The sequence below is a fragment of the Bradyrhizobium sp. AZCC 1678 genome, assembly GCF_036924765.1.
Taxonomy (GTDB): Bacteria; Pseudomonadota; Alphaproteobacteria; order Rhizobiales; family Xanthobacteraceae; genus Bradyrhizobium; species Bradyrhizobium algeriense.
In genome coordinates, this window is sequence record NZ_JAZHSE010000001.1 from 115,761 (window position 1) to 142,737 (window position 26,977).

The window sequence follows — 26,977 nt, forward strand, 5'->3', positions numbered from 1 at the left end:
TTTCTTATGGCCGCTTCTATTTGGCCGGCGGCACGATGAAGATATTCCAGGCCGTCGCGGGGCCGGGCATCCCCAGAAAGTACCGCCGCGTGGTCATCACCATGCGCTCGGCATTGGCGGCATGGGCTTTCATCCACGCCTCGCATTTTTCCAGCTTCCAGTCGCCGACCTCGCAGATGCCGATGAAGCCCGATCGCTTCGCTTCGTCGAGCGAGGTCAGGCCCGACGACCACGGCTCGTCGCGGTGTCAGTGGCGCCGGATGATCGGGGCTGTAGAAGGTAACGGGCTGGCCGGTATCGGTATAGGCCGCGACCACCGGCCAGCGCGAATAAAACCGCGTGTGCCAGGCTTCCGTCAGTTCGCGGGCGAGTTCGGAACGCGCCCGGTAGGTCGCGCCTGCGGTGCGCTTTTCATTCATTTCATAGGCGACGATCCTTGGCGAGACCGCCAGCACGACGAGCGAAATCACCAGCCAGGTCGCCGTCAGGTTCAACAGCGCGATTTTCCGGACCCGCACCGCTGATATCGCGATCAACGCGAGCGGCATCAGGAAGAACAGCGAGATGCCCCAATCGGTCTTGATGTAGATGTGGAACAGCAGGGCGCCGAGCGGCGGCCCGATCGCCACCACCGCCTGGACGATCCAGACATTGAACGCCTGCGACGTGTTCACGCCGGAATTGGCGCCGCGCGCCAGGGCTGGAAACGGCGTCAAACGCAGCGGCCGCCAGCCAAGCGCGATCGCGCCGAGCACCACCGGCAAGGCCAGCAGCGCCAGATTATGCAAGACATAGCCGAGCGCGAGATCGTCGATCATCGCGCGGTCGGTGAGCGAATACGTATTGCCGGCATAGGTGAGCGGGACGAAGTCGACCTGCTTCAGCCACATCAAGTGCGGCAGCATCGCCACCACGAGCGTGACAATCGCGACCCACGGCGCCGGCGAGCGCAGGAATTGCAGGCGGTCGGGATGGATCAGCGCGGCAAGGCCGACGGCGCCGATCATGGTCAGCACCCAGTATTTGGTCATCAGCGCCAGCGCACCGGCGAGCCCGAGCCACACGCCGGATTTGATGGTGCGCTTCTCGAACGCGTCGAGATAGGCCAGCACGACGAGCGGCAACGTGACGAGCTGCAGCAGGTCCGGATTGTACTTGAAACCCTTGAAGTTGAAGATCGGATAGAGCGCCAGCATCACCACGACGAAGAACGCGCGGCGGCGATCGACCACGCGCAGCGCCAACAGCCAGCAGATCACGAGGCCACAGCCGAGCGTCGCCATCGCCAGCGCATAGGTCGCCCAGTCGGTGACCGGAAACAGCATGAACCAGACGCCGGCGACCCATCCCGACAGCGGCGGGTGCTTGCCATAGCCAAGCAGGAACTTCTGCCCCCAGGCGTAAGCTTCCGCGACGTCCATATGGACGTCCTGCCCGGCCTTCAGATTGACCAGAATCAGCGTCCACATGACGGCGTGAACCGCCGCAAAGCCGGTGACCAGCCACAGGCCGGTTTTGGGATCGCTGGCGAGCGAGGCCAGCCACGCCGCCAGCCGCCGGAGGGAGGGAATGCGTTTTGGGCGCGCAGCTGCTGACGAAACAGAGGTACTCGACATGGCCCCGTGCGTAGCGCGTTTTGGGCTTGAGTGGAATCAGCTTGGCGTGAAGAATCCCCCTTAGAATACAGCAATATGGTTGCCGCACGGGGATGTGAATGCTATCCCGCGCCTCATGACAACCGTCCCCATTTCCAACATCCGCAACTTCTCCATCGTCGCCCATATCGACCATGGCAAATCGACGCTGGCCGACCGCCTGATTCAGATGACCGGGGGCCTGACCGATCGCGAAATGGCGGGCAAGGAACAGGTGCTCGATTCCATGGATATCGAGCGCGAGCGCGGCATCACCATCAAGGCGCAGACGGTGCGGCTGAACTACCGCGCCAAGGACGGCAAGGACTACATCTTCAACCTGATGGACACGCCAGGCCATGTCGACTTCGCCTACGAAGTCTCGCGGTCGCTGGCGGCCTGCGAGGGGTCGCTGCTCGTGGTCGACGCCAGCCAGGGCGTCGAAGCGCAGACGCTCGCCAACGTCTACCAGGCGCTCGACAACAATCACGAGATCGTTCCTGTCCTCAACAAGGTCGACCTGCCCGCGGCCGAGCCCGAGAAGATAAGGCAGCAGATCGAGGACGTGATCGGCATCGATGCGTCGGATGCCGTGATGATCTCGGCCAAGACCGGCCTCGGTGTGCCCGATGTGCTGGAAGCGATCGTCACCCGCCTGCCGCCGCCAAAGGGCGACCGCGAGGCGACGCTGAAGGCGCTGCTGGTCGATAGCTGGTACGACGTCTATCTCGGCGTCGTCGTGCTCATTCGCGTGGTCGACGGCACCATGAAGAAGGGCAGCCGCATCCGCATGATGGGCACCAATGCGGCCTATGACGTCGAGCGCGTCGGCTTCTTCACGCCCAAGATGGAGCAGGTCGACGAGCTCGGCCCCGGCGAGATCGGATTCATCACCGCGGCGATCAAGGAAGTGGCCGACACGAGAGTGGGCGACACCATCACCGACGACAAGAAGCCGGTCACCGAGATGCTGCCGGGCTTCAAGCCGGCGATCCCCGTCGTCTTCTGCGGCCTGTTCCCGGTCGATGCCAACGATTTCGAGACGCTGCGCGCGGCGATGGGCAAATTGCGGCTCAACGACGCCAGCTTCTCCTACGAGATGGAAACCTCAGCGGCACTGGGTTTCGGCTTCCGCTGCGGCTTCCTCGGGCTGTTGCATCTGGAGATCATCCAGGAGCGGCTGTCGCGCGAGTTCGACCTCAACCTGATCGCGACGGCGCCGAGCGTGATCTACAAGATGCACCTGACCGACGGCCAGGAGATCGAGATCCACAATCCCGTCGACATGCCTGATGTCGTCAAGATCGCCGATATCGAGGAGCCGTGGATCGAGGCGACGATCCTCACACCCGACGAATATCTCGGCAGCGTGCTGAAGCTCTGCCAGGACCGCCGCGGCGCGCAGAAGGAGCTGACCTATGTGGGCTCCCGCGCCATGGTGAAATACGATCTGCCGCTCAACGAGGTCGTGTTCGATTTCTACGACCGGCTGAAATCGGTCTCCAAGGGCTACGCCTCGTTCGACTATCACCTGACCGACTACAAGGTGGCCGACCTCGTCAAGATGCAGATCCTCGTCAACAACGAGCCGGTGGACGCGCTGTCGATGCTGGTGCACCGGACCCGCGCGGAAGGGCGCGGCCGCGCCATGGTCGAGAAGATGAAGGAATTGATCCCGCCGCACATGTTCCAGATCCCGATCCAGGCCGCGATCGGCGGCAAGGTGATCGCCCGCGAAACCGTCCGCGCGCTGCGCAAGGACGTCACCGCCAAATGCTACGGCGGCGACATCACGCGCAAACGCAAGCTTCTGGAGAAGCAGAAGGAAGGCAAGAAGAAGATGCGGCAGTTCGGCAAGGTCGACATCCCGCAGGAAGCTTTTATTGCGGCGCTGAAGGTGGATAGCTGAGGCGAGCGCTCAAACCGCCAAAGCATGATGAGATCAGGTCCGGCCTGAGGCGTCCGCGACTGGACAACAAAAATATCGAAAACAACCCCATGCAAAGTAGCCGGCGGGGCCGGCGCGACGTCCTTCGCATTTTACGAAATCGTTTGACGCGTCGGGCAAATCACCGGCACGATGCCATCATCGCCTGGGCGTGTGATCGGTGGTGCCCTTTCCGAGCCATCGAAACAGGCGCAATCCCGCCTCGCCCCGTTAGCCTGGCCTCCGCACCGGTTGCATTGGGGGCAGAGCGGACATCAAATGGCAGGTAAAGGCCGAAGGCTCGGTCGAAAATGACCCATTTCGGAAATTGCGTCTCCCTTTTCCGGAGCGAATGCCATGTCGAGAGCCTCATTTGCTGGCCGCGCCGATTGAGAGTCTTGCGAGAGTCTTCTTCGACGGAATCACGATCGTGGGATCGAACGGCCTGTCGAGCGTCCCCAGCTGCCCTTCCAGCTGGGACAAGCCGAGAGACGCTCCTCGCGTCCAGTTCTCGAAGTGGATGGATCGAGGCGATGCGTCGCCGCCTATACCGACAAGCATGATTCGCTCTGCCGGTTCGCAGACGAATGTATGCAGTGTTCCTGATCCGGACCGATAAGCATGATCGAACACGGGCGATCCCGCGTGATTGAGCGCGGCAAATAATTGTTGAGATGACAGTTCGGCACGAGACCATGTTTCGAGAGGGGGAAGGCGCCGGTGTGACCCCGGGTTACGCCGGTTATAACGTCCAAGTTTTGCGATCTGAAAGTGATTGGTGCAAGCAAGCTCCCGGCCATCCCGCACGGATGTTGCCAATGGCGAAGCCTCAACGACCGCTGCGGCTCCGATTGCGTCGAGAAGCGAATAGTTGAAGGGTTGGCCATGGGGAATTCGCGTCAGCAATCGGACCGCCTCCCGCGTCGTCGCACATTGGTCCAGCACCATGCGGACGATCAGGATGCAAACCAGCCCGGGCCGGACCGGCCGGTAGTTGACAAAGTGCAACCCGACGCAAAGACCGTGCTCATTCATTCCGTCTACGCGGCCGGTAAACCTGTCCGAAAATGCGAGACTGGCATGCATGCCCTTCGGCTGCACGGCAACCAAAGTAGGATCATATCGACGCGGACTGTAGTCGTAATTGCGCCCGTAGAACGCATTAGTCATGACTGAGGAGCATCCGCGCTTCGGAAAGCTAAGGCGGGCGTTCGAGTATTGGGCAGCGGCCCGCTCCAGTGGAATCTTGAGGCCGTCTGCCAGTCCGTGCAGTTCTTCCCAGATATTCGGCGCGTAGGTGCAGAGCGCCGCCTGCGCGTCTTTCAGAACGAAACCGAATGGCTGATGCCCCTTGCGCCTGTGAAACGTCGCTCCGCGAGTGGTTTTCAGAAAGCCTTCGGCCATCTGCTTGCCGACGTCATAGGAGCTTCCTCTGCACTGCAGCACGTCCACTCGCCACGGTTTGTTCATTTTCACTTCTTTCCCGAAACGGCCTGATTGCTGCTGGTGGCTTGCTCACAGGTAAACTCTTGCGAGCGATGTTGATCGTCAAGCGAGAGACGAGCATAACCGCTGAGCTTTGGGCGGCCTTTACGGCCGCAGGAGCTGCATCTACACTGACTGAAATTGCAAATTTCTCGCGTGCGCATTCCCAAACAACTTCGAGGAGTAGAGTGCGGACTTGCGGAAGCGAATGTCCCTTCATGGCCCATCGCGTCATATCGCTGCTACGCAGCAACCACGTCGCTTTGATAGCAAAGCAGACATCAACTTCGGCACGCACGCCGCCAGATTTATGAGTAAACGGCCTAATCTGGTCTTCTCCAAAGCGCGCCACGCCAGGACCGTGCGGGCGCTGCGCAACGACCCTATGCAAGTAGCCGGTGACCGCCGGCGTAATACTTTGCGAATTTCCGAAATTGACAGATTGGCAAATTAGCGGCACGACGCCATCATCGCAGCGCATGTGCTCGGTAGGGACTTCTGGAGAAGAACGCAATAAGATGCGGCAGTTCGGCAAGGCCGACATCCCGCAGGAAGCGTTCATCGCGGCGCCGAAGGTGGATAGCCGAGGCGTATTGAACGGGCGGGCGGCTTAAGTGAACGCCGCGGTCTCCTCATCTACCAAACGCTCCAGCGCGACCTTCGAGGCGCGTTGATCGCTGACCAGCTTTTTGGCCATGGCGAGCCGGGTGATCGTCCGCACCAGCGCGGTCGCCACGGGATTGGGGCCTTCAGGCTTCGCGCAGCGTAGCGACAGATGCGTGCCACCGTTTTCGAGCGGCGTGAGCTCGGCCATCTGCCTCACGACGGCGCCCATCGGGAGGTGGATATGCCAGGTGACGTAGTCGAACGGCCGCCAGTCGACGATATCGTGCACCGTCGAATCCTTGCCATGGGCGCAATGCTGCGTCGCTCCCAGCCCGACCCGCCCCCGGGCAAGTCCGGTCATCGTCATGCCGTCGATGCCGTGCTGCCAGCGGATCTTCTTCTCGATGTCGGTGACATAGGCCCAGGCAATCGCCGGCGGCACCGGCAGGTCGCATTCCATCGATTCGAAAGCCAGGGGCTCGTCATGCTGCACCACAACGCGGCGCGTCGCGCGCCATAGCGTAAAGATCGGGGCCAAATCGTAAACATAACAAACCGTCTCGCCGAACTCGCCAAGGTTCTCGACGTGACGGATTGAGCCAGCGAAGAAATCCGGCAGGCCGATTGCGTCTGCCGCCTGCTCCGTCACCAGCGCGTAGGCCTTGATGCCAGTCGCCGCCGTCACTGAATTCTTCATCAGCCGATGCAGGCGGATCACCTCCGCCCCCTGCAATTCGGTGCGTCCGGCCATCTCCTGCGTGGCGTACGTGCCGTGATGCAGGAAGAATTTGAGATCGAGTTGACCCATGTTGCGGCATGCGTTGCAGGTGCATGTCGTGTTCAGGCGCATGGCGCCGAGCGTATTGGCGAAGCTGCAGTAAATCCGCTCGATCGCATCCAGCGGAAACTGGCGCTGCGGCAGATTGGCGTCGGGCAGATAGGTCAGTGCCGCGTCGCCCTGCAGGTTGGACAGGATGATTGGCGGCTTGATCTCGGCAAAAATGCTCTTGAACAGCGCATCGAGAATTCCCTGCGCGTGCTCGAGCTCGGAGCGCGTCAGGAACATGGTGTAGCCGGCAATATCGGCAATGAGCAGAAAGCCCTGTTGCGCCATGGCGTGTACTCCCGGAGGATTACGACGCGAAATGCGGCCAGTTTAGCAGAAAGTTGCGGTCCGCGCGCCGGAGAATGAGAGGTATTCCCGTCCCCGCCTTGCTCCGCGAGGCTCGATAAGCCACCATCCTCCTGCTCAGATCACAACTACAAAAAGAGCGAAGGAAACGCATGAGCAAGTCCTCCGGATTTTCCTACGGCTGGGTCGTCGTCGCTGTGGGCGCGCTGATGACATGCGTCGCGTTCGGGTCGATGCTGTCGCTGGCCGTGTTCTTGCAGCCGATTTCGGAAGCGATGGGCTGGTCGCGCAGCGGCGTCTCGGCGGCGGCGACGATCGACTTTCTTGCGATGGGGGTGGCGGCGTTCTTCTGGGGCGCCTTGTCCGACCGGTTTGGTACCCGCACCGTCGTGCTATCAGGCACGCTGTTGCTGGGAGCCGGCTTGATCGCGGCGAGCCAGGCCACCGCGCTCTGGCAATTTCAGTTGGCGTTCGGCGTCCTGATCGGGATTGCCGCCGGCAGTTTCTACGCGCCGATGATGGCAGCCGCGAGCGCCTGGATCGAGGATCAGCGCAGCCTCGCGGTTGCGCTGGTGTCGGCTGGCATGGGCGTGGCGCCGCTGACGGTTGCGCCGTTCGCGAGCTGGCTGATCACCACCTACGACTGGCGCACGGCGATGCTGGTGATCGGCATCGTGGCGCTGGCGCTGCTGATTCCGGCTTCGCTGCTGGTGCGCCCGGCGCCGCAGGCCGCGGCGTCTGCAACAGCAGGCGTGGACGGCGCGCCCGACGTGCAGTGGACGGCCGCTCAGGCATTCAAAACCCCGCAATTCATCACGCTCGCGCTCGCGCATTTCGCCTGCTGCGCGGCGCATTCGGGGCCGATCTTCCACATGGTGAGCTACGCCATGGTCTGCGGCATCGCGCCGCTAACCGCCGTCACCGTCTATAGTCTTGCCGGGTTCTCCGGTCTTGGCGGCCGTCTGCTGCTTGGCGCGCTGGCCGATCGAATCGGCGCCAAGCACGTATTGGTCGGCGGCCTGTTCGTGCAGGCCTTGTCGGTCGCGAGCTATCTCGCCGTCGGCCAGCTCGGCGAATTCTATGCGCTGTCGGTGGTGTTCGGCCTCGCCTATGGCGGCGTGATGCCGCTCTACGCGGTTCTGGTGCGCGAATATTTCGGCGCGCGGATCATGGGCACAGTGTTCGGCGCCGTCTCCGCCTTTGCGAGCCTTGGCATGGCGCTGGGGCCGTTGGCCGGCGGATGGGTGTTCGACACCTTCCACGCCTATAACTGGCTCTATGTCGGCTCTTTTGCGATCGGAATAGCGGCGGTCGCGGTAGCGCTCAGCTTCCCGTCGACAAAGCGGCCATCGCAGCCGTCGCTGGGTCTCGGCCGCGCAGCGGCGTGAGGAGGAAGCCGGAAGACTGCCTGTCCACGCCGCCTTGATCGGCGGCGGCGGATGGGCCACCATCACTGTTGCTCCGGAGAACAAGAAAACGCGAGGAAGCATGAACAAGCCTCCCGGCATCGACCTGGTCGAGCGCGCGCGGGCACTCGCGCCGCTGATCGCTCGCGACGCCGACGAGATCGAGCGGACGCGGCGGCTGACATCAGCGGTGACACAGGCGCTGATCGAGAACGGGCTTTATCGCGCGCTGCTGCCGAAGAGTTTTGGCGGCATCGAGGCTTCGCTGGAAGCGTTCATGCAGATGCAGGAGGAGATCGCCAAGGCCGATGCCTCGACCGCGTGGTGCCTGGGCCAGTGCAGCGTCTGCGCCATGACCGCGGCCTATCTCGATCCTGATGCGGCCAACGAGATCTTCAATGTCGCACCCGGCATTCTGGCATGGGGCGCGATCAATCATGAAGTGCAGGCGGTTCCGGGCGGCTACAAGGCGAGCGCGCGCTGGGATTTTGCCTCCGGATCGCGGCAGGCAAGCTGGCTGGGCGCCCATGTCCGCGTCGTCGAGGCCGATGGCACGCCGCGGCGCAAGCCGGATGGCTCGCCGGAGATCCGCACCATCCTGTTTCCGGTGACCAGCGCCACGATGTACGATGTCTGGGACGTGATCGGGCTACGCGGCACCGGCACCGATTCCTATTCGGTCGACAATCTCTTCATACCTGAAAAATTCGCCGCACTTCGCGACGAACCGCAGGCCCGGCGCGAAGACGGGCCGCTGTACAAGCTCTCCACCAACATGGTGTTCGGCATGGGCTTTGCGGCAACCTCGCTCGGCGTCGCCCGCGCGACGCTGGATGCGGCGATCGACCTTGCCCGCGCCAAGACCCCGCAGGCGCAGAAGCCGATGCGCGACAACAATGCCGTGCAGGGATTGATCGGCCGCACCGAGGCGACCTTGCGCGCGGCGCGGGCCTATCTCTACGCGACCGCGGCCGAAGTCTGGCGGGACCTTTCGCGCGGTGAGGCCACCACCGAAGCGCATCGCATCGCGCTTCGCATTGCCACCACCTGGACCATTCATCAATCGGCCGCCGTGGTCGACACCGCCTATCGCATGGCCGGCGCCACCGCCGTGTTCAACGCCAACAAGTTCGAGCGCCGCTTTCGCGACATGCACGCCATCGCGCAGCAGATCCAGGGCCGCGACGCGCATTATGAAGATGCCGGCAAGGCGATCCTGTCAGGCCATCTCGATACGCCGCCGACGATGCGGTATCCGTAGTTCTACGGACCGGCTCGCGCCCCTGTTGTTAAATAATTCATGAAATCTCTTATGGAGCCTCGTCCGCTGGAGCTTCCGTATTTCTCATGTTCAAAATTCGTTCGATCGCCGTTCGGCTGATCCTCGCCATTTCGCTGACGGTAGCCGTCGCCTGCGGCATCCTTGGAACCTTCTCGATCATCCAGCAGCGCTCGCTAACGCAGCTCGCACTCGATCAGCAGCTCAAACTGCAATACGACAGCGTCATCGCCGCCATCGACTATGAGGGGCGCGCCGCGCTTGCGGTCTCAACCGTGATCGCATCCTTGCCGCCGGTCGCTGACGCCATAGCAAAGGGCGACCGCGACGGATTAGGCAAGCTGCTTGGCGAGGCCATGGAGCCGATGAAGGCGCAAGGCATCCCGTTGATTTCGTTCTGGCGGGCGCCCGCGATTTCCTTTTACCGCGTCCATGCGCCGAAGGTGTTCGACGACGATGCTTCCGCGCGGCGTTCCACGGTGGTCGAAGCGATAAAGACCGGCAAAACCATCGTCGGCGTCGAGCCCGGTCGCGAGGCGCTCTCGATCTTCGGCATGACGCCGATCGTGCGCGACGGCAAGACGCTGGCCAATGTCGACGTCGGCGCCGCCTTCGGCAAGGAATTCGTCGATCGCGCCAAGAAGCGCTTTGGCATCGACCTTGCGGTCTATTCGTTCGACGGCAAGGACTTCAAGAAGCTATCCTCGACCTTCGGCGACGAAGTGGTCGCGACATCAGGCGAATTGAAGGGCGTGTTCGACGGCCAGCCGTTGCGCCGGGACGCCACGATCGGCGGACGCCCCTCCGCGCTCTATCTCGGGCAGATCAAGAATTACGCCGGCCAGCCGGTCGGCATTCTGGAAGTCATCAAGGATACGACCGAGTACGAGGCCGCAGCGGCGAGCTCGCAGCGCAACCTTATCCTCGGCACGATCGCGATCCTGTTTGGCGCAATCGTGCTGGCGTTCCTGCTCGGTCGCGGCCTGTCGCGCCCATTGGCCGCGATCACCGCGGTCATGAACCGCCTTTCCGGCGGCGAGATCGACGTCACGATCCCCGGCAGCGAGCGCCGGGATGAACTTGGCACCATGGCGAGCGCAGTCGACGTGTTCCGCCGCAGCATGATCGAGTCGCGTAGCATGCGCGAGGCGCAGGAGGCCACCAAGCAGCAGTCCGAACTCGAGAAGAAGGCGCTGCAGCGTCAGATGGCCGATCGGTTCGAGACCGACGTCAAGAGCGTCGTCGCCACGGTCGCCCGGGCAACCACCGAGATGCAGCGTGTGGCCGGCGAGATCGCGACCAGCGTGAACGGCACCTCGGAGCGGGCTGCCGCAGCCGCAGCCGCCTCCGACGAGGCGTCTGGCAGCGTCAACGCGGTTGCCGCCGCGACCGAACAACTGGCATCCTCGGTGGCCGAGATCGGCCGTCAGGTCACCCATTCCAGCCAGGTCGCCGACAACGCCGTGGTCAAGGCCGGACAGACCACCGAAATGGTGAGCAGCCTGGCCTCGGCCGCCGAAAAGATCGGCGATGTGCTTCGCCTGATCGGGGCGATTGCCAGCCAGACCAATTTGCTGGCGCTGAACGCGACCATCGAGGCCGCGCGTGCCGGCGAGGCCGGCAGAGGCTTTGCCGTCGTCGCATCGGAGGTCAAGGGGCTCGCCAGCCAGACCGCGAAGGCAACCGAGGAAATCGCCGGACAGGTGGCTGCAATCCAGTCCGCCACCGGTGACTGCGTCACGGCGATCAGCGGCATCAGCGACACCATCCGCGAAATCAGCGCGATCGCCACCACCATCGCCGCAGCCGTGGAAGAGCAGGATTCGGCGACGCGGGAAATCGCCCGCAGCGTGCAGCAGGCCGCCACCGGCACCGGCGAAGTCTCGCTCAACGTGACCGGCGCCAGCCAGTCCGCCAACCAGTCCCGGACACTGGCCGATAACGTGGCGACCGCGACCAACCAGCTCAGCCAGCAAGCCGATGCGCTGAATAAAAGCGTCGACACGTTCCTGGCGGGCCTGCGCGACGCCGCGTAGTCATTCGAAACGGCAGGCCGTCTCCCGTCGCGTTCGGAACCCCCTCGCTGGGCCTGCGTTGCTTCTTCAGCAACCGCAACAACGAGGGAGATACGGCATGCCCCGTGGTGACAAGTCCAGCTACACGAACAAACAGAAACGCAAGGCCGAGTATATCGAGGAAGGCTACGAAAAGCGCGGCGTCAGCAAGGATGAAGCCGAGCGGCGGGCTTGGGCGACCGTCAACAAGGAAACCGGCGGCGGCAATAAGAGCGGCTCCGGCCGCGGCGTCAAGGACACCAATGTCGCGGCGAAAAAGGGCGGCCGGATCGGCGGCCCGCGCGGCGGCAAAGCGGCTGCCAGACGGCCTGCCGCAGCGCGATCGCGCTCGGCCAAGAAGGCGGCTGCAACGCGCAAACGAAAGACGGCCGCGAGATCCAGCGCCCGCAAGACGACACGATCCGGTGCTCGCAAGACGACGCGGACAGGCGCACGCAAGGCTGCGCGGAAGCGCTAGCCGCCACTAGTCGCTTCCGGCTGTCTGTCCGTGCTATGGGTTGTGCGAGCAGCTGATATACACGGAAGGACGGATGAAGAGGCCGACAGCGAAGAAAGCCACAAAGCGCGCCGTTGCGCGGCCGCGCGGGCATTTTGCAGAGCCCGCGGTGGATGCGATCTTCAGTGCCTACCCCAATCCGGTCAAATCAAAGCTGCTGGCGCTGCGCCGGCTGATCTTCGATACCGCTGATACCACCGAAGGCGTCGGCGCGCTGGAAGAGACGCTGAAATGGGGGCAGCCGAGCTATCTCACGACCGAGAGCAGAGCGGCAGCACGATCCGGATCGACCAGGTGAAGGCGGAAGCCGGCCAATACGCCGTCTATTTTCACTGCCAGACCGATCTGGTCGAGACCTTTCGCGAGCCTTATCCGGAACTGCGCTATGGCGGCAACCGCAGCATTCTGCTCGACGCCGGCGAGAAGCTGCCCGAGGCGGCGCTACGCCACTGCGTCGCGCTGGCGCTGACGTATCACGCGAGGAAGAAGGCGGAACGAGTGAAGTAGCCTCCTCCGTCATTGCGAGCGAAGCGAAGCAATCCATCTCAACAGACGCTGAGCGGTTGGATTGCTTCTCGCTTCAGCGCAAAATTGCTACGACAATTTTGTCGCGAGCTCCTCGCGATGACGGCCGCGAAAGTAGCGCCAGCTTCACGCCACCAGCGCCGCGCCTGCCGGCGAGCTCCAGTTGCCTTGCGTCTTCAACAGGCCCACGATCTCCGCATTGGGCCGCGCGCGGCTGAACAGAAAGCCCTGCCCCTCGTGGCATCCCTCGTTGCGCAGGCAGTTTACTTCGGCTTCGGTCTCGACGCCTTCCGCCGTGATGGTGACGCCCAGGCCCTTGCCGAGGCTGATGATCGAACGCACGATCGCCTGCGCGTCGGGGTTGGCGGCGAGGTCGCGCACGAAGGACTGGTCGATCTTGATCTTGTCGAACGGAAAGCTGCGCAGGTAGCTCAGGCTTGAATAGCCGGTGCCGAAATCGTCCATCGAGATGCGAACACCGAGCGCGCGCAGCGCATGCAGCGTCGCCAGCACCTCGCTGCTCTTTTCCAGAAGCAGCGTTTCCGTGATCTCGAGTTCCAGGCGCCTGGCCGGCAGGCCGGACTGCTTCAGCGTATCCGTTACCAGTGACAAGAGATTGCCGAGGCGGAACTGCAGCGGCGACAGGTTGACTGCGACGTGGACGTCGTCGGGCCATTGCGCCGCATCCGTGCAGGCGCGCCGCAGCATCAAACCGCCGACCGCGTTGATCAGTCCAGTCTCCTCCGCAACGGGAATGAATTCGGCCGGCGAGATCATGCCGCGCTCGGGGTGCGGCCAACGCACCAGCGCTTCGAAGCCGGTGATGCGCCCGCTCGAAAGATCGACCAGCGGCTGGTAATAGGGCCGCAGCGTATCGCCCTGGACGGCCTCGCGCAGCTCGGTTTCGATCTTGCGGCGGGACTGGGCGCGCGCGTCCATTCCGGCCTCAAAGAACGAGAATGTGCCGCGCGAATCGTTCTTGGCGCGCGACAATGCGAGGTCGGCGTTCTTCAAAAGCTTCTCGGATTCATCGCCGTCGCCGGGCGACATCGCAATGCCGACGCTGGCGCCGATCACGACCGAATGCCCGTCCAGAAGATAGGGATCGCCGATGGCGTCCAGGAGGCGCCTCGCCAGGAACGCCGCATCCTCAGGCCGCGTCACCCCGCTCTGGACGATTGCGAATTCGTCGGAGTTGAGCCGGGCCAGCACATCGTCGTCGCGCAGCATCGATCGCAATCGTTTGCCTACGCCGCGCAGGAGCTTGTCGCCGATGCCATGGCCGAGCGTATCGTTGACCGCCTTGAAATGGTCGAGGCCGAGCACGAGCACCGCCACCTGCTCGGCGTTGCGGCGTGTGCGCAGCAGGATGTCGTCCATCTGCTGACGCAGCAAATTGCGGTTCGGCAGTCCCGTCAGGCCGTCGTGCTGGGCCATGAAAGTCAGCCGCGCCTCGGCGCGTTTGCGTTCGGTAGTGTCCATCAGCGCCAGCAGGGCCGCAGGCCGATCGCCGTAAACGAGCTGGCGCGAATAGATCGCCAGATCGATCCGCGTACCGTCGGCCCTGACGTGCTTCCAGGTTTGCGCCGCGCGCTCGTCGCCGGTCCACGGCAGTTCGGCGTCGAAGGCCTGCAGGCTGCGGATCGTCAGCTTCTCGAATTCGCCGCGGCTGTAACCGTAGTGCTGGATCGCAGCGTCGTTGACGGCGAGAATGCGTTCGTCACCCAGCGCGCAGACGATCATCGGAACCGGATTGCTGTCGAACAGCAGCCGGAACGAAGCCTCGCGCTGCTTCAATTCGGTGATATCGACGCGCAGGCCGATGATGCCGCCATCCTCGGTCAGGCGCTCATCGATCAGGATGACGCGGCCATCGGCCAGCGTCTGCTCATGCCGCGCGCCCGGCTGGTACATCTTCTTGAGCCGCGCGGCGATCCATTCTTCCTCGCGGCCGATCGCTTCCGGATAGTCGCCGCGCGCGACGCCGAGGCGGATCGTATCCTCCAGCCGCGCGCCGGGCTTGAACAGGTCCGAACTGCGGCGGTACATCTCCGCATATTTCTTGTTCCAGAGAATATAGCGGCCTTCGGCATCGAGAAACACGACGCCCTGCGGCAGGATGTCGATCGCCTCGCACAAGCGCTCGTGCGATTTGCGCGCCTCGGCAAGCGCTGCGTCGACCTCGGCGCGCTTGAGCGCGATCTCGCCGGCCGCGGCGGACGGGCGACGCTCGCGTTTGGCTGATGGCTTGGGCACGGGTTTTGCCGGACGACCGCGAAAGCGGACAATCGCCGCCTGCTTGGGCTTCCCTAGAGTTCTTCGCTTCTTCGTCGACATCGCCAGGCCTACCCCGCGCATTGCTGCGGGCGATGTTTGCAGAAAAGTGTCTGAAAAAAAGGTATCTCTTGCCGCATAAAGGGCTCGTGCGCGCCCGCATTCACTGCCCAACGGAAAGGCGGACGCACGCTCTGCGTGTATCGCTTTTGACGAAAATCGCAAGTTAACAGGGCAAAATCGTCGCGCTTGCGCGGCAGACGGGCGACACCATCCCTGATGCACAAGGAATGCGCGAAACGCCGCGCGTGCGCATGAGTATACGTCAACGATCGACAGGGTTATCGCGCGGTTAAGGGCGGTGGCGGCATAACGCCCGTTCAACCCAAAGCAGCCGCCGCGGCTTGCGCTTCGGGCACGACGTCGTGATCGTAAAGCCGCCTGCGAAACGCCGCATGCGCCGATATCTCGGCATCGCGAACGCCGAGATCGGAATAGGAGGAGTCGTAGCGCATGCCGTTCTCGCGCGCACCGCGCTGAACCGCCGCCACGCGCTCGCGTCGCAGCCGCTCATACGCAAGCAGCGCCGCCGGTACGCTGGCGCGCGTCGCCTGTGCCAGAATTGTCGCCAGCGCCATGCCGTCTTCGATCGACTGGTTGGCGCCCTGGCCGAGATGCGGCAGCATCGGGTGCGCGGCGTCGCCGAGCAGCGTCAAGCGGCCACGCGTCCAGCTCGGCAGCGGCTCGCGGTCGTACAGCGCCCATCGGAATGTCGTTTCAACCTGGCTCAGCAGGGTTGCGATGCGCGGGTCCCATCCCCAAAACTCGTGGCGCAGCACATCGGGATCTCCGGGCGCCGACCATGATTCCTTCATTTCCGCATCGGCCGGCACGAAGCCGACATAGTTGATGAGTTCGCCTGATCGCACCGGAAAGCTCAGGAAATGTTTTCCCTTGCCGAGCCACATCTGCCAGCAATCGGTCGGCCAGTGCGGAATGCGCGCATGCGGCAGCACGCCGCGATAGGCGACGGAGCCGTGGAAGACCGGCCGCGACGGCGGCGCGGCATAGGGCCGGAGTTCGGAGTGAATGCCATCGGCCGCGATGACGACATCGCCTTCGGCCACCGCACCGTTGGCGAATGACACGCGCGCGACCTCGCCGGCCTGCTCAAAGCCCGTGCCGCGATGTCCGGTGCGCACCACGCCTGGTGGCAATGCGCCCGACAGCATCTCGACGAGGTCGGCGCGATGCATGCCGAAGGTGGCGTTCCAGCCGGCAGAATCCGTTACCTGGACCGGGGCTATCGGCGCGCCGTCGTGGCGAAAATAGTGAGAACCGTGGCCGACCCTGGCGCCCCGTCGTTCTACCTGAGGTCCAAGACCCACGCGCTGCAATTGCCGCACGCTGTTCGGCGTCAGAAAGACCCCTGCTCCGACCTCGCCGAGTGCGGGTGCCTGCTCATAGACGGAAACATCGAAGCCGCGGGCGATCAGCGCGTTGGCGGCGAAGAGCCCGCCAATTCCGCCTCCAATGATCACGACAGTGAGCTGCGTCATCGTCCCACGCAAAAAAGGCTTCGGAAGCTTGCTGGTTCAAGCTATCCTTCCTTGCTGCAAATACCAAGCGCCGACAGCTCAGACTGGACGGGGCAAAACGGTAGCGGGAGGAGTTTGAATGCACGGCTCTGCGCCAGCTCTACTTCCCGTTCGCGGTAAACTGATGATCGTGACACTGCTTCTGGCCTTGTTCGCGCCTGGTGAAATGCCGGCGCTGGCCGGCGATTACCCGGATCGTGCCGTCAAGATCGTCGTTCCATTCCCGGCCGGAGGAACGGCCGATGCGATTCCACGAATTGTCGGCGACTGGCTGTCGCGCAAATGGAGCCAGCCGGTGGTCATCGAGAACCGCACGGGCGCCGCCGGAAACATCGGCGCTGAACAGGTCTATCATTCGGCGCCCGACGGCTACACCCTGCTCTCGTCGCCGCCGCCGCCGCTCGTGATCAATCACAATCTGTATCCCAAACTCGGCTACGATCCGACGAAGTTCGAGCCTGTCATCGTCATGGCCCAGGTGCCAAATGCGCTGATCGTCAATCCGGACAACATCAAGGCATCGAGCGTGCCCGAGTTGATCGAATACCTGAAGGGCAATTCCGACAAGACCATCTGCGCCACGCAAGGCAACGGCACGACCTCGCATCTGAGCTCGGAGCTGTTTCAGCTGATGGCAAAGGTGAAGCTGCGGCACATTCCGTATCGCGGCTCGGCGCCGGCGCTGCAGGGTCTCGTCGCCGGCGACGTCGACGTCATGTTCGACAATCTCGGCGTCTCGCTGGCGCTGGTTCAGGCCGGCAAGCTGAAACTGCTCGCGGTGGCCTCATCCGATCGTCTGCCGGCGCTGCCGGATGTCCCGACGATCGCCGAAACGCTTCCGGGTTTTGAAGCGGTCGCCTGGTACGGCATCGTGGCGCCGCCCAAGACTCCGAAGAACATCGTCGACAAGATCAATGCCGACGTGAACGAGGCGTTGCGTCAGCCCCAGGTGCAGGAACAACTCAAGAAGCTGTCCGCCGTCATTTTCGGCGGCTCGGTCGACAAATCGTCCAAATACATGCGCGAGGAAGTCGACCGATGGGCGGCGGTGATCAAGTCGGCCAATATCGAGCTGCAGTAGTCGCGGCCTCAGTTGATCTCGATCCGCCACGTACCGGTTGAACGCCGCCGTGCACGTGATAGATTGTGCGTGCCATGATGATCCGCACCTCCCATATCGCTTCTGTCTTCTTTCTCGCGCGCTGACCGCGTTGCCCGCTCAGGCGGGCGGAAGTTTCCGACAGAAATAGCCCGGCCGCTCCTGCTTCGCGCAGGCCACGGTCGTTTGCCCAGCGATAAAGAGGATTCTCATGCCTACCAGCAAACCAGCGCGCGCGCTCAGCGACGCGCAGATCGAGCAATTCATTCAGGACGGCTTCGTCCGGATCGATCGCGCCTTTCCGCGCGAGCTCGCCGAGCAGGGTCGCGCCATCCTGTGGCGCGATCTGCCATGCGACCCCGATGACCCCGCAACCTGGACGCGGCCGGTGATCCGCCTCGGCTATTACAGCGACGACCCCTTCAGGAAAGCCGTCAACAGCCCGCTGCTTCATGCCGCCTTTGACCAGCTCGTCGGAAAGGGACGCTGGTGGCCGCGAGCCGACCTCGGCACCTTCCCCGTGCGGTTTCCGAGCCCGCACGATCCCGGCGACGCCGGCTGGCATGTCGATCTCAGCTTCCCCGGCGAAGACGAACCTGTCGGCCGCCAGGATTACGCCGCATGGCGGGTCAACGTGACGTCGCGCGGACGTGCGCTGCTGATGCTGTTCCTGTTCTCCGATGTCGGGGAAGCCGACGCGCCCACCCGAATAAGGCCGGGCTCGCATCTGGACATGGCGCGCTTTCTCGAACCGGCGGGCGAGGCCGGCATGTCGCATTTCAGGCTGGACGAGATGGGAAGCGGCCGGCCCGAGATGCAGGCGACCGGCGATGCCGGCACGGTCTATCTGTGCCACCCGTTCCTCGTTCACGCCGCGCAAATGCACCGGGGATCCGCGCCGCGTTTCATGGCGCAGCCGCCGCTGCACCCGTCTCAGCCGTTCAGGCTTGCGCGAGCGGACGGCGATTATTCGCCGGTTGAGCGAGCCATCCGGCAGGCCTTGCAGGCGCGCGGATAACAAGAGCCGAGAATGAAAGCTAGGGCGGGGCCACCAACGAGGGGGTGTCCCCGTTCTAGTTGATCCCGATGCGCGTGTTGCGCGGACCGGTGCGCTGGAACAGGGCAAACAGCACCGCAATGGCGGTTGCAGCGCCTGTCGCCCGTTGCCAATTTCATGCTACGTTTTTCGCGAATAGAGTGATCCGATGAACCCCCGCCTGATTCCGATCCCCCTTCTGACCTTGATGATCGCCGCTAGCGTCGCGAGCGCATGGGCGCAGGACAAGGGCACGGTCCATCCAAAACCGCTGCCGCCGCTGGCCAACCCGAACGATCCCAACATCGCCGCCAAGGAGCTGTTCGGCCGCAAGATGCTGCCGGCGGCGCTGCCGACGCGGGTGCACGGGTTCTATGCCCATGGCTGCATCGCGGGCGCGGAAGGGTTGCCGATCAACGGCGACAATTGGCAGGTGATGCGGCTGTCGCGCAATCGCTACTGGGGCCATCCCGACCTGGTCGCGCTGGTCAAGCGGCTGGCCGCAAGAGCACGCAGGGATGCCGGCTGGCCGGGCATATTGGTCGGTGACATGTCGCAGCCGCGCGGCGGGCCGATGTTTACCGGACACGCCAGCCATCAGGTAGGGCTCGACGCCGACATCTGGCTGACGCCGATGCCGGGCCGACAATTGTCGCGCAACGAGCGCGAGGAGATGTCGGCCGTGATAATGGTGCGCGCCGACCGGCTCGACATCGATCCGCACGCCTGGACGCCGACGCATCTTGCGGTGATCCGCGCCGCCGCGCTGGAGCCCAGCGTGCAACGCATCTTCGTCAATGCCGCGATCAAGAAGGCGCTCTGCCGTGAGGCAAAAGGCGACCGCTACTGGCTCCACAAGGTGCGGCCGATGTACGGCCACGACTATCACTTCCACATCCGCATCAAATGCCCGCCCGGCGCCGGCGAATGCGAAAGCCAGCCCGATCCGAACGAGGGCGAAGGCTGCCAACCTGCCGATCTCGCCTATTGGTTCAGCGATGCGGTGCTGCATCCGAAGCCACCCAAAGTGCCGCCGAAGCCGAAGCCGCCGATGACCATGGCGGCGCTGCCGCCGGTCTGCAAAACCGTATTGCACGCGCCGGACGCAAAGCCCTGACCGCAAATCAACTCTGCAGGAGAATGATGATGAAGATTTGGCCCCTGATTGCTTCGATTGCCTTCGTCACCAGCGTACACGCACAAACTCCATATGCCGGGATGCAAGGCCGTTCGATCAAGGCGCTTTCCGATCAGCAGATCGCAGACCTCAACGCCGGCCGCGGCATGGGTCTGGCGCTCGCCGCCGAGTTGAACGGCTATCCGGGTCCGTCACACGTCCTTGAACTCGCCGACAAGCTCAACCTTACGGCCGATCAACGCGCCAGCACGCAACGCCTGTTCGATGCGATGAAGGACGAGGCGATGCCGCTGGGCTCGAAGCTGATCGAGCAGGAGGCCGAGCTGGACAGGCTGTTTGCAAGCCGAACCGTCACGCCGGAAAGCCTGAAGGCGTCCACGGCGGCCGTTGCCGCGACGCAGGGGATACTGCGCGAGACCCATTTGAAGTATCATTTGTCGACCGGAAGCATTTTGACGCCGGCGCAGATGACGAAGTATGCGGAATTGCGGGGTTACGGCAGCGGCCACAAGCGTCAACATCACCATTGAGGGCTCCGCAAGCCGGCCGGTCTGGCCTCGCGCGGTGAGGCCGGGCCTCGAGCCACCTTTACCTCGGCCGTCATCCTGATTATGTTGGGACTGGCGATATCCCGATCGACCGCAAGTCATCACGGGATTTCCGGAACGGCGCTTCCGACGATCGCCCGATCGACCCCAACCAACGCCTGTCTTGTGTGCGCCATCTGCGGCTCGCAAGCATGCATGGAGCGCCTCATGTATCGCAGCACCGGTATCTTCACTGCCCTTGTCATTCTGATCGGAGCGCTCTGCTCGCCCGCCGCCGCGCAGGACAAGACCATCACCGTCTTTGCCGCCGCCTCGATGAAGAACGCGCTCGACGACATCGACGCCGCCTACACCGCGAAGACGGGCGTCAAGATCGTCGTCAGCTACGGCCCGAGTTCGGGATTGGCCCGGCAGATCGAGCAAGGCGCGCCAGCCGACGTGTTCATCTCCGCCGATACCGACTGGATGGATTACGCAATCGGAAGGAAGACCATCAATGAACCGACCCGGGCCAACCTGCTCGGCAACAGCATCGTGCTGATCGCGCCGAAGGATTCCAAGGTCGACAATGTGAACATCGGCCCCGGCTTCGACATCGCCAAGCTTGCCGGCGACGGCAAGATCGCAACCGGCGATGTGAAATCGGTGCCGGCCGGCAAATACGCCAAGACCGCGCTGGAGAAGCTCGGTTCATGGCAGGCTGCCGAGCCGAAATTTGCGATGGCCGTCGATGTTCGCGCCGCGCTGACGCTGGTGGCGCGCGGTGAAGCCGCGCTCGGCATTGTCTATTCCACCGACGCCAAGGTTGAGCCCGGCGTCAAGGTCGTCGGCACCTTCCCAGCCGATTCCCATCCTGCGATCGTCTATCCCGTGGCGGCAACGACCACCGCAAAGCCGGAAGCGTCGAACTATCTCGCCTTCCTGCGCTCGACCGCGGCGAAGACCATCCTCGAAAAATACGGCTTCAAGTTCCTCGTCAGCCCTTCGACCTGATGTTCGAGATCTCGCCCGCCGAATGGACCGCCATCCTGCTGTCGCTGCGGGTCGCCGTCATGGCAACACTGGTGGCGACGCCGTTCGGCATCGCGTTGGCATGGCTGCTGGCGCGGCGTGAGTTCTGGGGCAAGTCGGTCCTCGACGCCCTGGTCCATTTGCCGCTGGTGCTGCCACCGGTCGCCACCGGATATTTGTTGCTGCTGACCTTCGGCCGCCGTGGCTTGGTCGGGGCGTGGCTCGCCGACAACCTTGGTATCGTGTTCGCGTTTCGCTGGACCGGCGCTGCGCTTGCCTGCGGCATCATGTCGTTTCCGCTGCTGGTGCGGCCGATCCGGCTGTCGATCGAAGCAATCGACCGCCGGCTGGAGCAGGCGTCGAGCACGCTCGGCGCCGCACCCTGGCAGGTGTTTGCCACCGTAACCTTGCCGCTGGCGCTGCCGGGCGTGCTGGCCGGCATGGTGCTCGGCTTCGCCAAGGCAATCGGCGAGTTCGGCGCCACCATCACTTTCGTCTCCAACATTCCCGGCGAGACCCAGACCATTTCTTCGGCGATCTATTCGCTGATCCAGACACCGGAGGGCGATACAGCCGCCGGGCGGTTGGTTGTCGTTTCCACCGTGATCGCAATGGGCGCCCTGATCGCATCCGAGTGGTTCGCGCGGCGCGCCACCAAACGCCTGCACGGGAATTGACCATGCTGCGGGTCGACGTCACCAAACAGCTCGGCGAATTCTCGCTCGAAGCTGCGTTCGAAAGCCAGGGCCGCGTCACTGGCCTGTTCGGTGCGTCCGGCGCCGGCAAGACGTCACTGATCAACATGATCGCAGGACTGTTGCGGCCCGACCGTGGCGTTATCGCACTCGACGGCGATACGCTGGACGACACGTCGAAAGGCATTCACGTGCCGCCGCACCGGCGGCGCATCGGCTACGTGTTTCAGGACGCGCGGCTGTTTCCGCATCTCGATGTGCGGCAAAATCTCGACTACGGCCGGCGCATGAATCGCCTTGCCGTGGATTCGGAGCAACATAAGCGCATCACCGACCTGCTCGATATCGGCCATCTGCTTGACCGCCGGCCGGGCCAGCTCTCCGGCGGCGAGCGCCAGCGTGTCGCGCTCGGCCGTGCGCTGCTATCGAAGCCGCGTCTGCTGCTGCTGGACGAGCCGCTGGGCTCGCTCGACGAGGGCCGCAAGGAGGAAATCCTGCCCTATCTGGTGCGGCTGCGCGACGAAGGCATTCCCATGGTCTATGTCAGCCACGATGCCGCGGAGCTGCGCCAGCTCGCGACGCAGATCGTCATGCTCAAGCGCGGCCGGGTGACCGCGCTCGGCGGCGTCAAGGTGCTGACGTAGCCCTTTAGTCGGGAACGACGCGCACCGCGCCGCGGGCCGCGCTGGTCGTCAGCGCCGCATAGGCCTTGAGCGCCATCGTCACCTTGCGGCTGCGCTTCTTGACGGGCTTCCACGCCTCCGCGCCGCGGGCCAGCATCGCTTCGCGGCGCTTTGCCAGCGTGGCGTCATCGACCACGAGGCTGATCGAACGCGCGGGGATGTCGATCTTGATAAGGTCGCCCTCTTCCACCAGACCGATCAACCCGCCTTCGGCGGCTTCCGGCGAAAGATGTCCGATCGACAGGCCTGACGAGCCGCCGGAGAAGCGGCCATCGGTGACCAGGGCGCAAACCTTTCCGAGGCCCTTCGACTTGAGGTAGCTGGTCGGATAGAGCATCTCCTGCATGCCGGGGCCACCGCGCGGGCCTTCATAGCGGACCACAACGACATCGCCGGCCTTGATCTTATTGCCCAAAATGCCTTCGACGGCGGCGTCCTGGCTTTCGAACACCCGTGCCGGCCCCTCGAACTTCAAAATGCTCTCATCGACGCCGGCAGTCTTCACGATGCAGCCATCGAGCGCGATGTTGCCTGACAGCACGGCAAGGCCACCATCTTTCGAATAAGCATGCTCGGCGTCGCGAACGCAGCCTGTGGCACGATCGGTATCAAGCTCTTCGAACCGGCGTTCCTGACTGAACGCCACTTGCGTCGGCACATTACCCGGCGCCGCCATGAAGAATTTGCGGACGCTCTCGCTCTTGGTGCGGACGATATCCCAGCGGCCAAGCGCATCTTCCAGCGTCCTGGAGTGAACCATCGGCAGGCCGCGGTTGAGCAGGCCTGCGCGATCGAGTTCGCCCAAAATGGCCATCACGCCACCGGCGCGATGGACGTCTTCCAGATGCACGTCCGCCACCGACGGCGCCACCTTGCAGAGCACCGGCACCCGCCGCGACAGGCGGTCGATATCCTGCATCGTGAACGGCACCTGCCCTTCATAGGCTGCCGCCAGCAGATGCAGCACGGTGTTGGTCGAGCCGCCCATGGCGATGTCGAGCGTCATCGCGTTCTCGAACGCCTTGAAGTTCGCGATGTTGCGCGGCAGCGCAGTCTCGTCGTCCTGCTCGTAGTAGCGCCGCGCCAGATCGACGATCAGATGCCCGGCCTCGACGAACAATCCCTTGCGGTCGGCATGCGTCGCCAGCACCGAGCCGTTGCCCGGCAGCGCCAACCCCAGCGCCTCGGTGAGGCAGTTCATGGAATTGGCCGTGAACATGCCCGAGCACGAGCCGCAGGTCGGACAGGCCGAGCGCTCGATCACTTCCACGTCGGCGTCGCTGACATTGCTGTCGGCGGCCGCGACCATGGCGTCGATCAGGTCGACGGCGCGGAGCTTGCCCTTGATGTTGACCTTGCCCGACTCCATCGGCCCGCCCGAGACGAACACGGTCGGGATGTTGATCCGCAGCGCCGCCATCAGCATGCCGGGGGTGATCTTGTCGCAGTTGGAGATGCAGACCACGGCGTCGGCGCAATGCGCGTTGACCATGTACTCGACGCTGTCGGCGATGATCTCGCGCGACGGCAGGCTGTACAACATGCCGTCATGGCCCATGGCGATGCCGTCATCGACCGCGATGGTGTTGAACTCCTTTGCGACACCGCCGGCGTTCTCGATTTCGCGCGCGACGAGCTGGCCGAGATCCTTCAGGTGGACGTGGCCGGGCACGAACTGGGTGAACGAATTGACCACGGCGATGATCGGTTTGCCAAAGTCCTCGTTCTTCATGCCGGTGGCGCGCCAGAGGCCGCGGGCGCCCGCCATGTTGCGGCCGTGGGTCGTGGTTCGGGAGCGGTAGGCGGGCATGATCTGTCCTTTTGGGAAGCGGGAAAGGCGTCTTTTAGACGGTGAGCCGGATCGATAAAAGCGGCTTGGCGCAGGGTCGCCATGCGCGGGCCCACCCAAAACGGGACAGGGCCCAGCGCCCCTGCCCCGGCTACCGCTAGACCACCTCGCGCGCGCGCAGTTCCGCGATCGCTTTCGCGTCATAGCCGAGCGAGGCCAGCACCTCGTCGGTATGGGCGCTGAGCGCGGGCGCCATCCGATCCAGCCTGCCGCCGCCATGGGCGAGCTGAAAGCCGCTGCCGGCAAAACGCAGGCGTCCATAGGGCGTATCGATCTCCTGAATAGCGCCGCGCGCGGCGATCTGGGGATGGTCGATCACCTCCTCGACCTTCCAGATGCTGGCGCAGGGCGCGCCCGCGGCCTCCAGGATCTTTTCCCACTCGCGCGGGTCCTTTTTCGAGAGCGCCTCCTCGATGATGGCCCGCAACGCCTTCTCGTTTTCCTGACGGGCGAACCAGTCGGCGAAGCGCGGATCTTCCAGCGCATCGGCACGGCCGAGCGCGGTCATCAGCGCGCGGTATTGTTTCTCGCTGTTGACGGCCAGCAGCAGATAGCCCTCACCCGCCCTAAACAAATTGGCGGTGGGGCGGCGGCTCACCGCCTGGTTGCCGGAGAGCTGCTGGCGATGGCCGGCGACCGAATAATCCGCGATCTGCCCGGACAGGAACGCCAGCGTCGCCTCCAGCATGGAGACATCGACCATTTGTCCCTTGCCGGTATGGGTGCGCTGGAAAAGCGCGCTCGACACGGCGAAGGCGGCGGTCGCGCCCGACAGCACGTCGCAGACTGCAAAGCCTGCGCGCGTCGGCCCGGTCTCGACGTGGCCGGTGATCGACATGATGCCTGACAGGGCCTGGATCTTGCCGTCATAGCCGGCGCCCAGCCGTTCCGGGCCGGTCTGGCCGAAGCCCGAGATGGCGCAATAGATCAGCCGCGGATTGATCGCGGAGAGTGCGGCGTAGCCGATGCCGAGCTTGTCCATCACGCCGGGGCGAAAGTTCTCCATCACCACGTCGGCCTGGGCGGCGAGTTGCTTGACGATGGCGATCGCCTCCGGCTTCTGCAAATCCAGGGTGAGGCTGCGCTTGTTGCCGTTGATGGCCTGCCAGCCCGGCGCAAGCCCGCGCTCGGCCCATTCGCGGCTCAGCGGCGTGCGGCGCATGTCCTCGCCTTCGCGGCGCTCCACCTTGATGACGTCGGCGCCGAGCAGCGCGAGCTGGTAGCTCGCATAGGGGCCGGCCAGCACCTGCGTGAAGTCGAGAATCTTCACGCCTTCGAACGGTCGGGTCAAATGGACGTCCTCCTGCTTCTTTCTTCCCTCTCCCCTTGTGGGAGAGGGTGGCTTCGCGAAGCGAAGACGGGTGAGGGGTTTCTCTCCGCGAATACCGCGTGCGCTGTGAGACACCCCTCATCCGGCGCTTCGCGCCACCTTCTCCCACAAGGGGAGAAGGAAGGGATCACGCCGCGCGGTTGCCGCGTGCGATTTCTTTCTGCTTGTCGAACTCGGCGCGGCGGCGTGCTAGCTCTTCCGGGCTCATCTGCGCGATGTTGTTGTAGTCGAGCTTCCAGGAGGCATCCTCGCTCCAGCGCAGCGGCGACTGCATCGTGGTGCGCGCGCCCGGCGCGGACTCCAGCAGACGCAGCGCCAGTTCGAGCGTCAGCGCCTGCGACTCCACATCATGCGGCTTGCCGGCGGAGTTGCCGAGCGGGAAATCCGAAAACAGGAAGCGCGGCGCGGCGGCATGTTCGACGATGTCCTTGGCGCAACCCATGACGACGGTGGCGATGCCGTTAGCTTCGAGATGCCGCGCCACCAGGGCTGACGTCTGGTGACAGACCGGGCAGTTCGGGACGATCACGGCAACATCGACCTTGTCGGCAATGCAACGCGCGAGAATATCCGGCGCGTCGACATCGATGGTGACGCGGTGGCTGCGATTGGTCGGCGCGCCGAAGAAGCGCGGCGCCACCTCGCCGATGCGCCCCGAGGCGGCGGCTTTCAGAACTTGCGGCAACGGAAACCACGTGCAGTTGTCGGTCGCCGCGGTGTGCTTGCGGTCGTAGCCGATATGCGAGATCCGCAAATCGTGCTGCTTGGCGGTGTCGCCGTCATAGACCTGGTAGAATTTTGCGCTGCCGTTGTAGGCCGCTCCGGGACCCTGATCGCCCTTGGTGGGATCATACTTTGCGGCTGTCGTGACGATGGTCACGCGCGACTGCGCGAGCGGCTTCTTCAGCGGCTGGAACGGCGCGTCAATGTAATGCGCCCAGCGGTAGGGCGTGGTGTAGCCAATCGCGGCGTAATAATCGCGGGTCCGCTGCATATAGGGGATCGCGGCATCGTAGTCGGGCGCAAAGCCGAGCTGATCGTCGAGGGGGCCGGACATTGTTGTGTCTCCTTGCGTTTCCACCGGGCGGCCGTCACGCGGCCTTTGCCCTGAGGCTAATGATACTTCGTTCATTCCTCAACTGCGGATATTG

22 protein-coding genes and 1 pseudogene are annotated in these 26,977 nt (G+C 63.9%); 14 read left to right on the forward strand and 9 right to left on the reverse strand.

The window, feature by feature from the left end; genetic code table 11:
* Positions 1–16: 16 nt before the first annotated feature.
* A pseudogene (locus V1294_RS00605) lies at positions 17–1,616 on the reverse strand (glycosyltransferase family 39 protein).
* Positions 1,617–1,731: 115 nt separating this feature from the next.
* Here V1294_RS00605 and lepA point away from each other — a divergent pair.
* On the forward strand, positions 1,732–3,543 hold the full coding sequence (gene lepA, locus V1294_RS00610) for a translation elongation factor 4 (RefSeq protein WP_108512343.1): 1,812 nt from the start codon (positions 1,732–1,734) through the stop codon (positions 3,541–3,543).
* 387 nt (positions 3,544–3,930) lie between these two features.
* On the opposite strand, the gene V1294_RS00615 is transcribed toward lepA, so the two are convergent.
* Genes V1294_RS00615 through V1294_RS00625 form a run of 3 tightly spaced genes read right to left on the reverse strand, consistent with a single transcriptional unit; the run spans position 3,931 to position 6,766 of the window.
* Positions 3,931–5,031 carry a C45 family peptidase gene (locus V1294_RS00615; RefSeq protein ID WP_334494495.1) on the reverse strand — a complete coding sequence of 367 codons (1,101 nt, stop codon included), beginning with the start codon at positions 5,029–5,031 and terminating at the stop codon, positions 3,931–3,933.
* Complete coding sequence (locus V1294_RS00620; protein ID WP_334494497.1) at positions 4,979–5,608, reverse strand: hypothetical protein; 630 nt, start codon at positions 5,606–5,608, stop codon at positions 4,979–4,981. The genes V1294_RS00615 and V1294_RS00620 overlap by 53 nt, the downstream gene beginning before the upstream one ends.
* A gap of 48 nt (positions 5,609–5,656) precedes the next feature.
* Complete coding sequence (locus V1294_RS00625) at positions 5,657–6,766, reverse strand: DUF2652 domain-containing protein (RefSeq protein WP_334494498.1); 1,110 nt, start codon at positions 6,764–6,766, stop codon at positions 5,657–5,659.
* Positions 6,767–6,936: 170 nt separating this feature from the next.
* Between V1294_RS00625 and V1294_RS00630 the strand changes: the two genes are divergently transcribed.
* The 6 genes from V1294_RS00630 (at position 6,937) to V1294_RS00655 (ending at position 12,547) form a co-directional block, all read left to right on the forward strand.
* Positions 6,937–8,172, forward strand: coding sequence for an MFS transporter (locus V1294_RS00630; protein ID WP_334494500.1), 1,236 nt, complete (start codon positions 6,937–6,939; stop codon positions 8,170–8,172).
* 100 nt (positions 8,173–8,272) lie between these two features.
* The gene (locus V1294_RS00635; protein WP_334494502.1) at positions 8,273–9,451 is read left to right on the forward strand and encodes an acyl-CoA dehydrogenase family protein; all 1,179 of its coding nucleotides are present in this window, start codon (positions 8,273–8,275) and stop codon (positions 9,449–9,451) included.
* Between the two features lie 86 nt (positions 9,452–9,537).
* Positions 9,538–11,505, forward strand: a complete 1,968-nt coding sequence (locus tag V1294_RS00640; RefSeq protein ID WP_334494504.1) for a methyl-accepting chemotaxis protein — start codon at positions 9,538–9,540, stop codon at positions 11,503–11,505.
* 97 nt (positions 11,506–11,602) lie between these two features.
* Positions 11,603–12,001 (forward strand): hypothetical protein, encoded by a 399-nt coding sequence (locus V1294_RS00645; RefSeq protein WP_334494506.1) that lies wholly within the window; start codon positions 11,603–11,605, stop codon positions 11,999–12,001.
* Between the two features lie 73 nt (positions 12,002–12,074).
* The gene (locus tag V1294_RS00650) at positions 12,075–12,338 is read left to right on the forward strand and encodes a hypothetical protein (protein WP_334494508.1); all 264 of its coding nucleotides are present in this window, start codon (positions 12,075–12,077) and stop codon (positions 12,336–12,338) included.
* A complete protein-coding gene (locus V1294_RS00655) occupies positions 12,335–12,547 on the forward strand; it encodes a hypothetical protein (protein WP_334494509.1) in 213 nt (70 codons plus the stop codon). Before V1294_RS00650 ends, V1294_RS00655 begins: the two co-directional genes overlap by 4 nt.
* Positions 12,548–12,691: 144 nt before the next feature.
* Here V1294_RS00655 and V1294_RS00660 read toward each other — a convergent pair whose 3' ends face one another.
* Complete coding sequence (locus tag V1294_RS00660) at positions 12,692–14,902, reverse strand: putative bifunctional diguanylate cyclase/phosphodiesterase (protein ID WP_334494511.1); 2,211 nt, start codon at positions 14,900–14,902, stop codon at positions 12,692–12,694.
* A gap of 317 nt (positions 14,903–15,219) precedes the next feature.
* Complete coding sequence (locus V1294_RS00665) at positions 15,220–16,398, reverse strand: FAD-dependent monooxygenase (protein WP_334494512.1); 1,179 nt, start codon at positions 16,396–16,398, stop codon at positions 15,220–15,222.
* A gap of 163 nt (positions 16,399–16,561) precedes the next feature.
* Between V1294_RS00665 and V1294_RS00670 the strand changes: the two genes are divergently transcribed.
* The 7 genes from V1294_RS00670 (at position 16,562) to modC (ending at position 22,608) form a co-directional block, all read left to right on the forward strand.
* Positions 16,562–17,518 carry a Bug family tripartite tricarboxylate transporter substrate binding protein gene (locus V1294_RS00670; RefSeq protein WP_334494514.1) on the forward strand — a complete coding sequence of 319 codons (957 nt, stop codon included), beginning with the start codon at positions 16,562–16,564 and terminating at the stop codon, positions 17,516–17,518.
* A 229-nt stretch (positions 17,519–17,747) separates the two neighbouring features.
* A complete protein-coding gene (locus V1294_RS00675; RefSeq protein WP_334494516.1) occupies positions 17,748–18,554 on the forward strand; it encodes a phytanoyl-CoA dioxygenase family protein in 807 nt (268 codons plus the stop codon).
* A gap of 187 nt (positions 18,555–18,741) precedes the next feature.
* Positions 18,742–19,689 carry a penicillin-insensitive murein endopeptidase gene (gene mepA, locus V1294_RS00680; protein WP_334494518.1) on the forward strand — a complete coding sequence of 316 codons (948 nt, stop codon included), beginning with the start codon at positions 18,742–18,744 and terminating at the stop codon, positions 19,687–19,689.
* A gap of 29 nt (positions 19,690–19,718) precedes the next feature.
* Complete coding sequence (locus V1294_RS00685; protein WP_334494519.1) at positions 19,719–20,240, forward strand: Spy/CpxP family protein refolding chaperone; 522 nt, start codon at positions 19,719–19,721, stop codon at positions 20,238–20,240.
* 225 nt (positions 20,241–20,465) lie between these two features.
* Positions 20,466–21,251 carry a molybdate ABC transporter substrate-binding protein gene (gene modA, locus V1294_RS00690; RefSeq protein WP_334494520.1) on the forward strand — a complete coding sequence of 262 codons (786 nt, stop codon included), beginning with the start codon at positions 20,466–20,468 and terminating at the stop codon, positions 21,249–21,251.
* Positions 21,251–21,946, forward strand: a complete 696-nt coding sequence (gene modB / locus V1294_RS00695; RefSeq protein WP_334494522.1) for a molybdate ABC transporter permease subunit — start codon at positions 21,251–21,253, stop codon at positions 21,944–21,946. The genes modA and modB overlap by 1 nt, the downstream gene beginning before the upstream one ends.
* A 2-nt stretch (positions 21,947–21,948) precedes the next feature.
* Entirely contained in the window at positions 21,949–22,608 is a 660-nt protein-coding gene (gene modC / locus V1294_RS00700; RefSeq protein ID WP_334494523.1) for a molybdenum ABC transporter ATP-binding protein, read from the forward strand.
* Between the two features lie 4 nt (positions 22,609–22,612).
* Here the strand turns inward: modC and ilvD are convergent, their stop codons facing one another.
* The 3 genes from ilvD to V1294_RS00715 form a co-directional block, all read right to left on the reverse strand.
* Positions 22,613–24,457 (reverse strand): dihydroxy-acid dehydratase, encoded by a 1,845-nt coding sequence (gene ilvD / locus V1294_RS00705; RefSeq protein ID WP_334494524.1) that lies wholly within the window; start codon positions 24,455–24,457, stop codon positions 22,613–22,615.
* Positions 24,458–24,593: 136 nt separating this feature from the next.
* The gene (locus tag V1294_RS00710; protein WP_334494526.1) at positions 24,594–25,787 is read right to left on the reverse strand and encodes a CaiB/BaiF CoA transferase family protein; all 1,194 of its coding nucleotides are present in this window, start codon (positions 25,785–25,787) and stop codon (positions 24,594–24,596) included.
* 166 nt (positions 25,788–25,953) lie between these two features.
* Positions 25,954–26,883: a glycine reductase gene (locus V1294_RS00715; protein ID WP_334494527.1), complete on the reverse strand. Its 930-nt coding sequence runs from the start codon at positions 26,881–26,883 to the stop codon at positions 25,954–25,956.
* Between the last annotated feature and the right edge of the window lie 94 nt (positions 26,884–26,977).

Coding starts and splice junctions, on each gene's coding strand:
- ilvD (WP_334494524.1), bottom strand. CDS start 24,457: ATGCCCGCCTACCGCTCCCGAACCACGACCCACGGCCGCAACATGGCG.
- V1294_RS00630 (WP_334494500.1), top strand. CDS start 6,937: ATGAGCAAGTCCTCCGGATTTTCCTACGGCTGGGTCGTCGTCGCTGTG.
- V1294_RS00670 (WP_334494514.1), top strand. CDS start 16,562: ATGATCGTGACACTGCTTCTGGCCTTGTTCGCGCCTGGTGAAATGCCG.
- V1294_RS00660 (WP_334494511.1), bottom strand. CDS start 14,902: ATGTCGACGAAGAAGCGAAGAACTCTAGGGAAGCCCAAGCAGGCGGCG.
- modA (WP_334494520.1), top strand. CDS start 20,466: ATGTATCGCAGCACCGGTATCTTCACTGCCCTTGTCATTCTGATCGGA.
- modC (WP_334494523.1), top strand. CDS start 21,949: ATGCTGCGGGTCGACGTCACCAAACAGCTCGGCGAATTCTCGCTCGAA.
- V1294_RS00620 (WP_334494497.1), bottom strand. CDS start 5,608: ATGAACGCTTCCTGCGGGATGTCGGCCTTGCCGAACTGCCGCATCTTA.
- V1294_RS00675 (WP_334494516.1), top strand. CDS start 17,748: ATGCCTACCAGCAAACCAGCGCGCGCGCTCAGCGACGCGCAGATCGAG.
- V1294_RS00665 (WP_334494512.1), bottom strand. CDS start 16,398: ATGACGCAGCTCACTGTCGTGATCATTGGAGGCGGAATTGGCGGGCTC.
- V1294_RS00650 (WP_334494508.1), top strand. CDS start 12,075: ATGAAGAGGCCGACAGCGAAGAAAGCCACAAAGCGCGCCGTTGCGCGG.
- modB (WP_334494522.1), top strand. CDS start 21,251: ATGTTCGAGATCTCGCCCGCCGAATGGACCGCCATCCTGCTGTCGCTG.
- V1294_RS00615 (WP_334494495.1), bottom strand. CDS start 5,031: ATGAACAAACCGTGGCGAGTGGACGTGCTGCAGTGCAGAGGAAGCTCC.
- V1294_RS00715 (WP_334494527.1), bottom strand. CDS start 26,883: ATGTCCGGCCCCCTCGACGATCAGCTCGGCTTTGCGCCCGACTACGAT.
- V1294_RS00635 (WP_334494502.1), top strand. CDS start 8,273: ATGAACAAGCCTCCCGGCATCGACCTGGTCGAGCGCGCGCGGGCACTC.
- V1294_RS00645 (WP_334494506.1), top strand. CDS start 11,603: ATGCCCCGTGGTGACAAGTCCAGCTACACGAACAAACAGAAACGCAAG.
- V1294_RS00625 (WP_334494498.1), bottom strand. CDS start 6,766: ATGGCGCAACAGGGCTTTCTGCTCATTGCCGATATTGCCGGCTACACC.
- V1294_RS00685 (WP_334494519.1), top strand. CDS start 19,719: ATGAAGATTTGGCCCCTGATTGCTTCGATTGCCTTCGTCACCAGCGTA.
- lepA (WP_108512343.1), top strand. CDS start 1,732: ATGACAACCGTCCCCATTTCCAACATCCGCAACTTCTCCATCGTCGCC.
- V1294_RS00640 (WP_334494504.1), top strand. CDS start 9,538: ATGTTCAAAATTCGTTCGATCGCCGTTCGGCTGATCCTCGCCATTTCG.
- mepA (WP_334494518.1), top strand. CDS start 18,742: ATGAACCCCCGCCTGATTCCGATCCCCCTTCTGACCTTGATGATCGCC.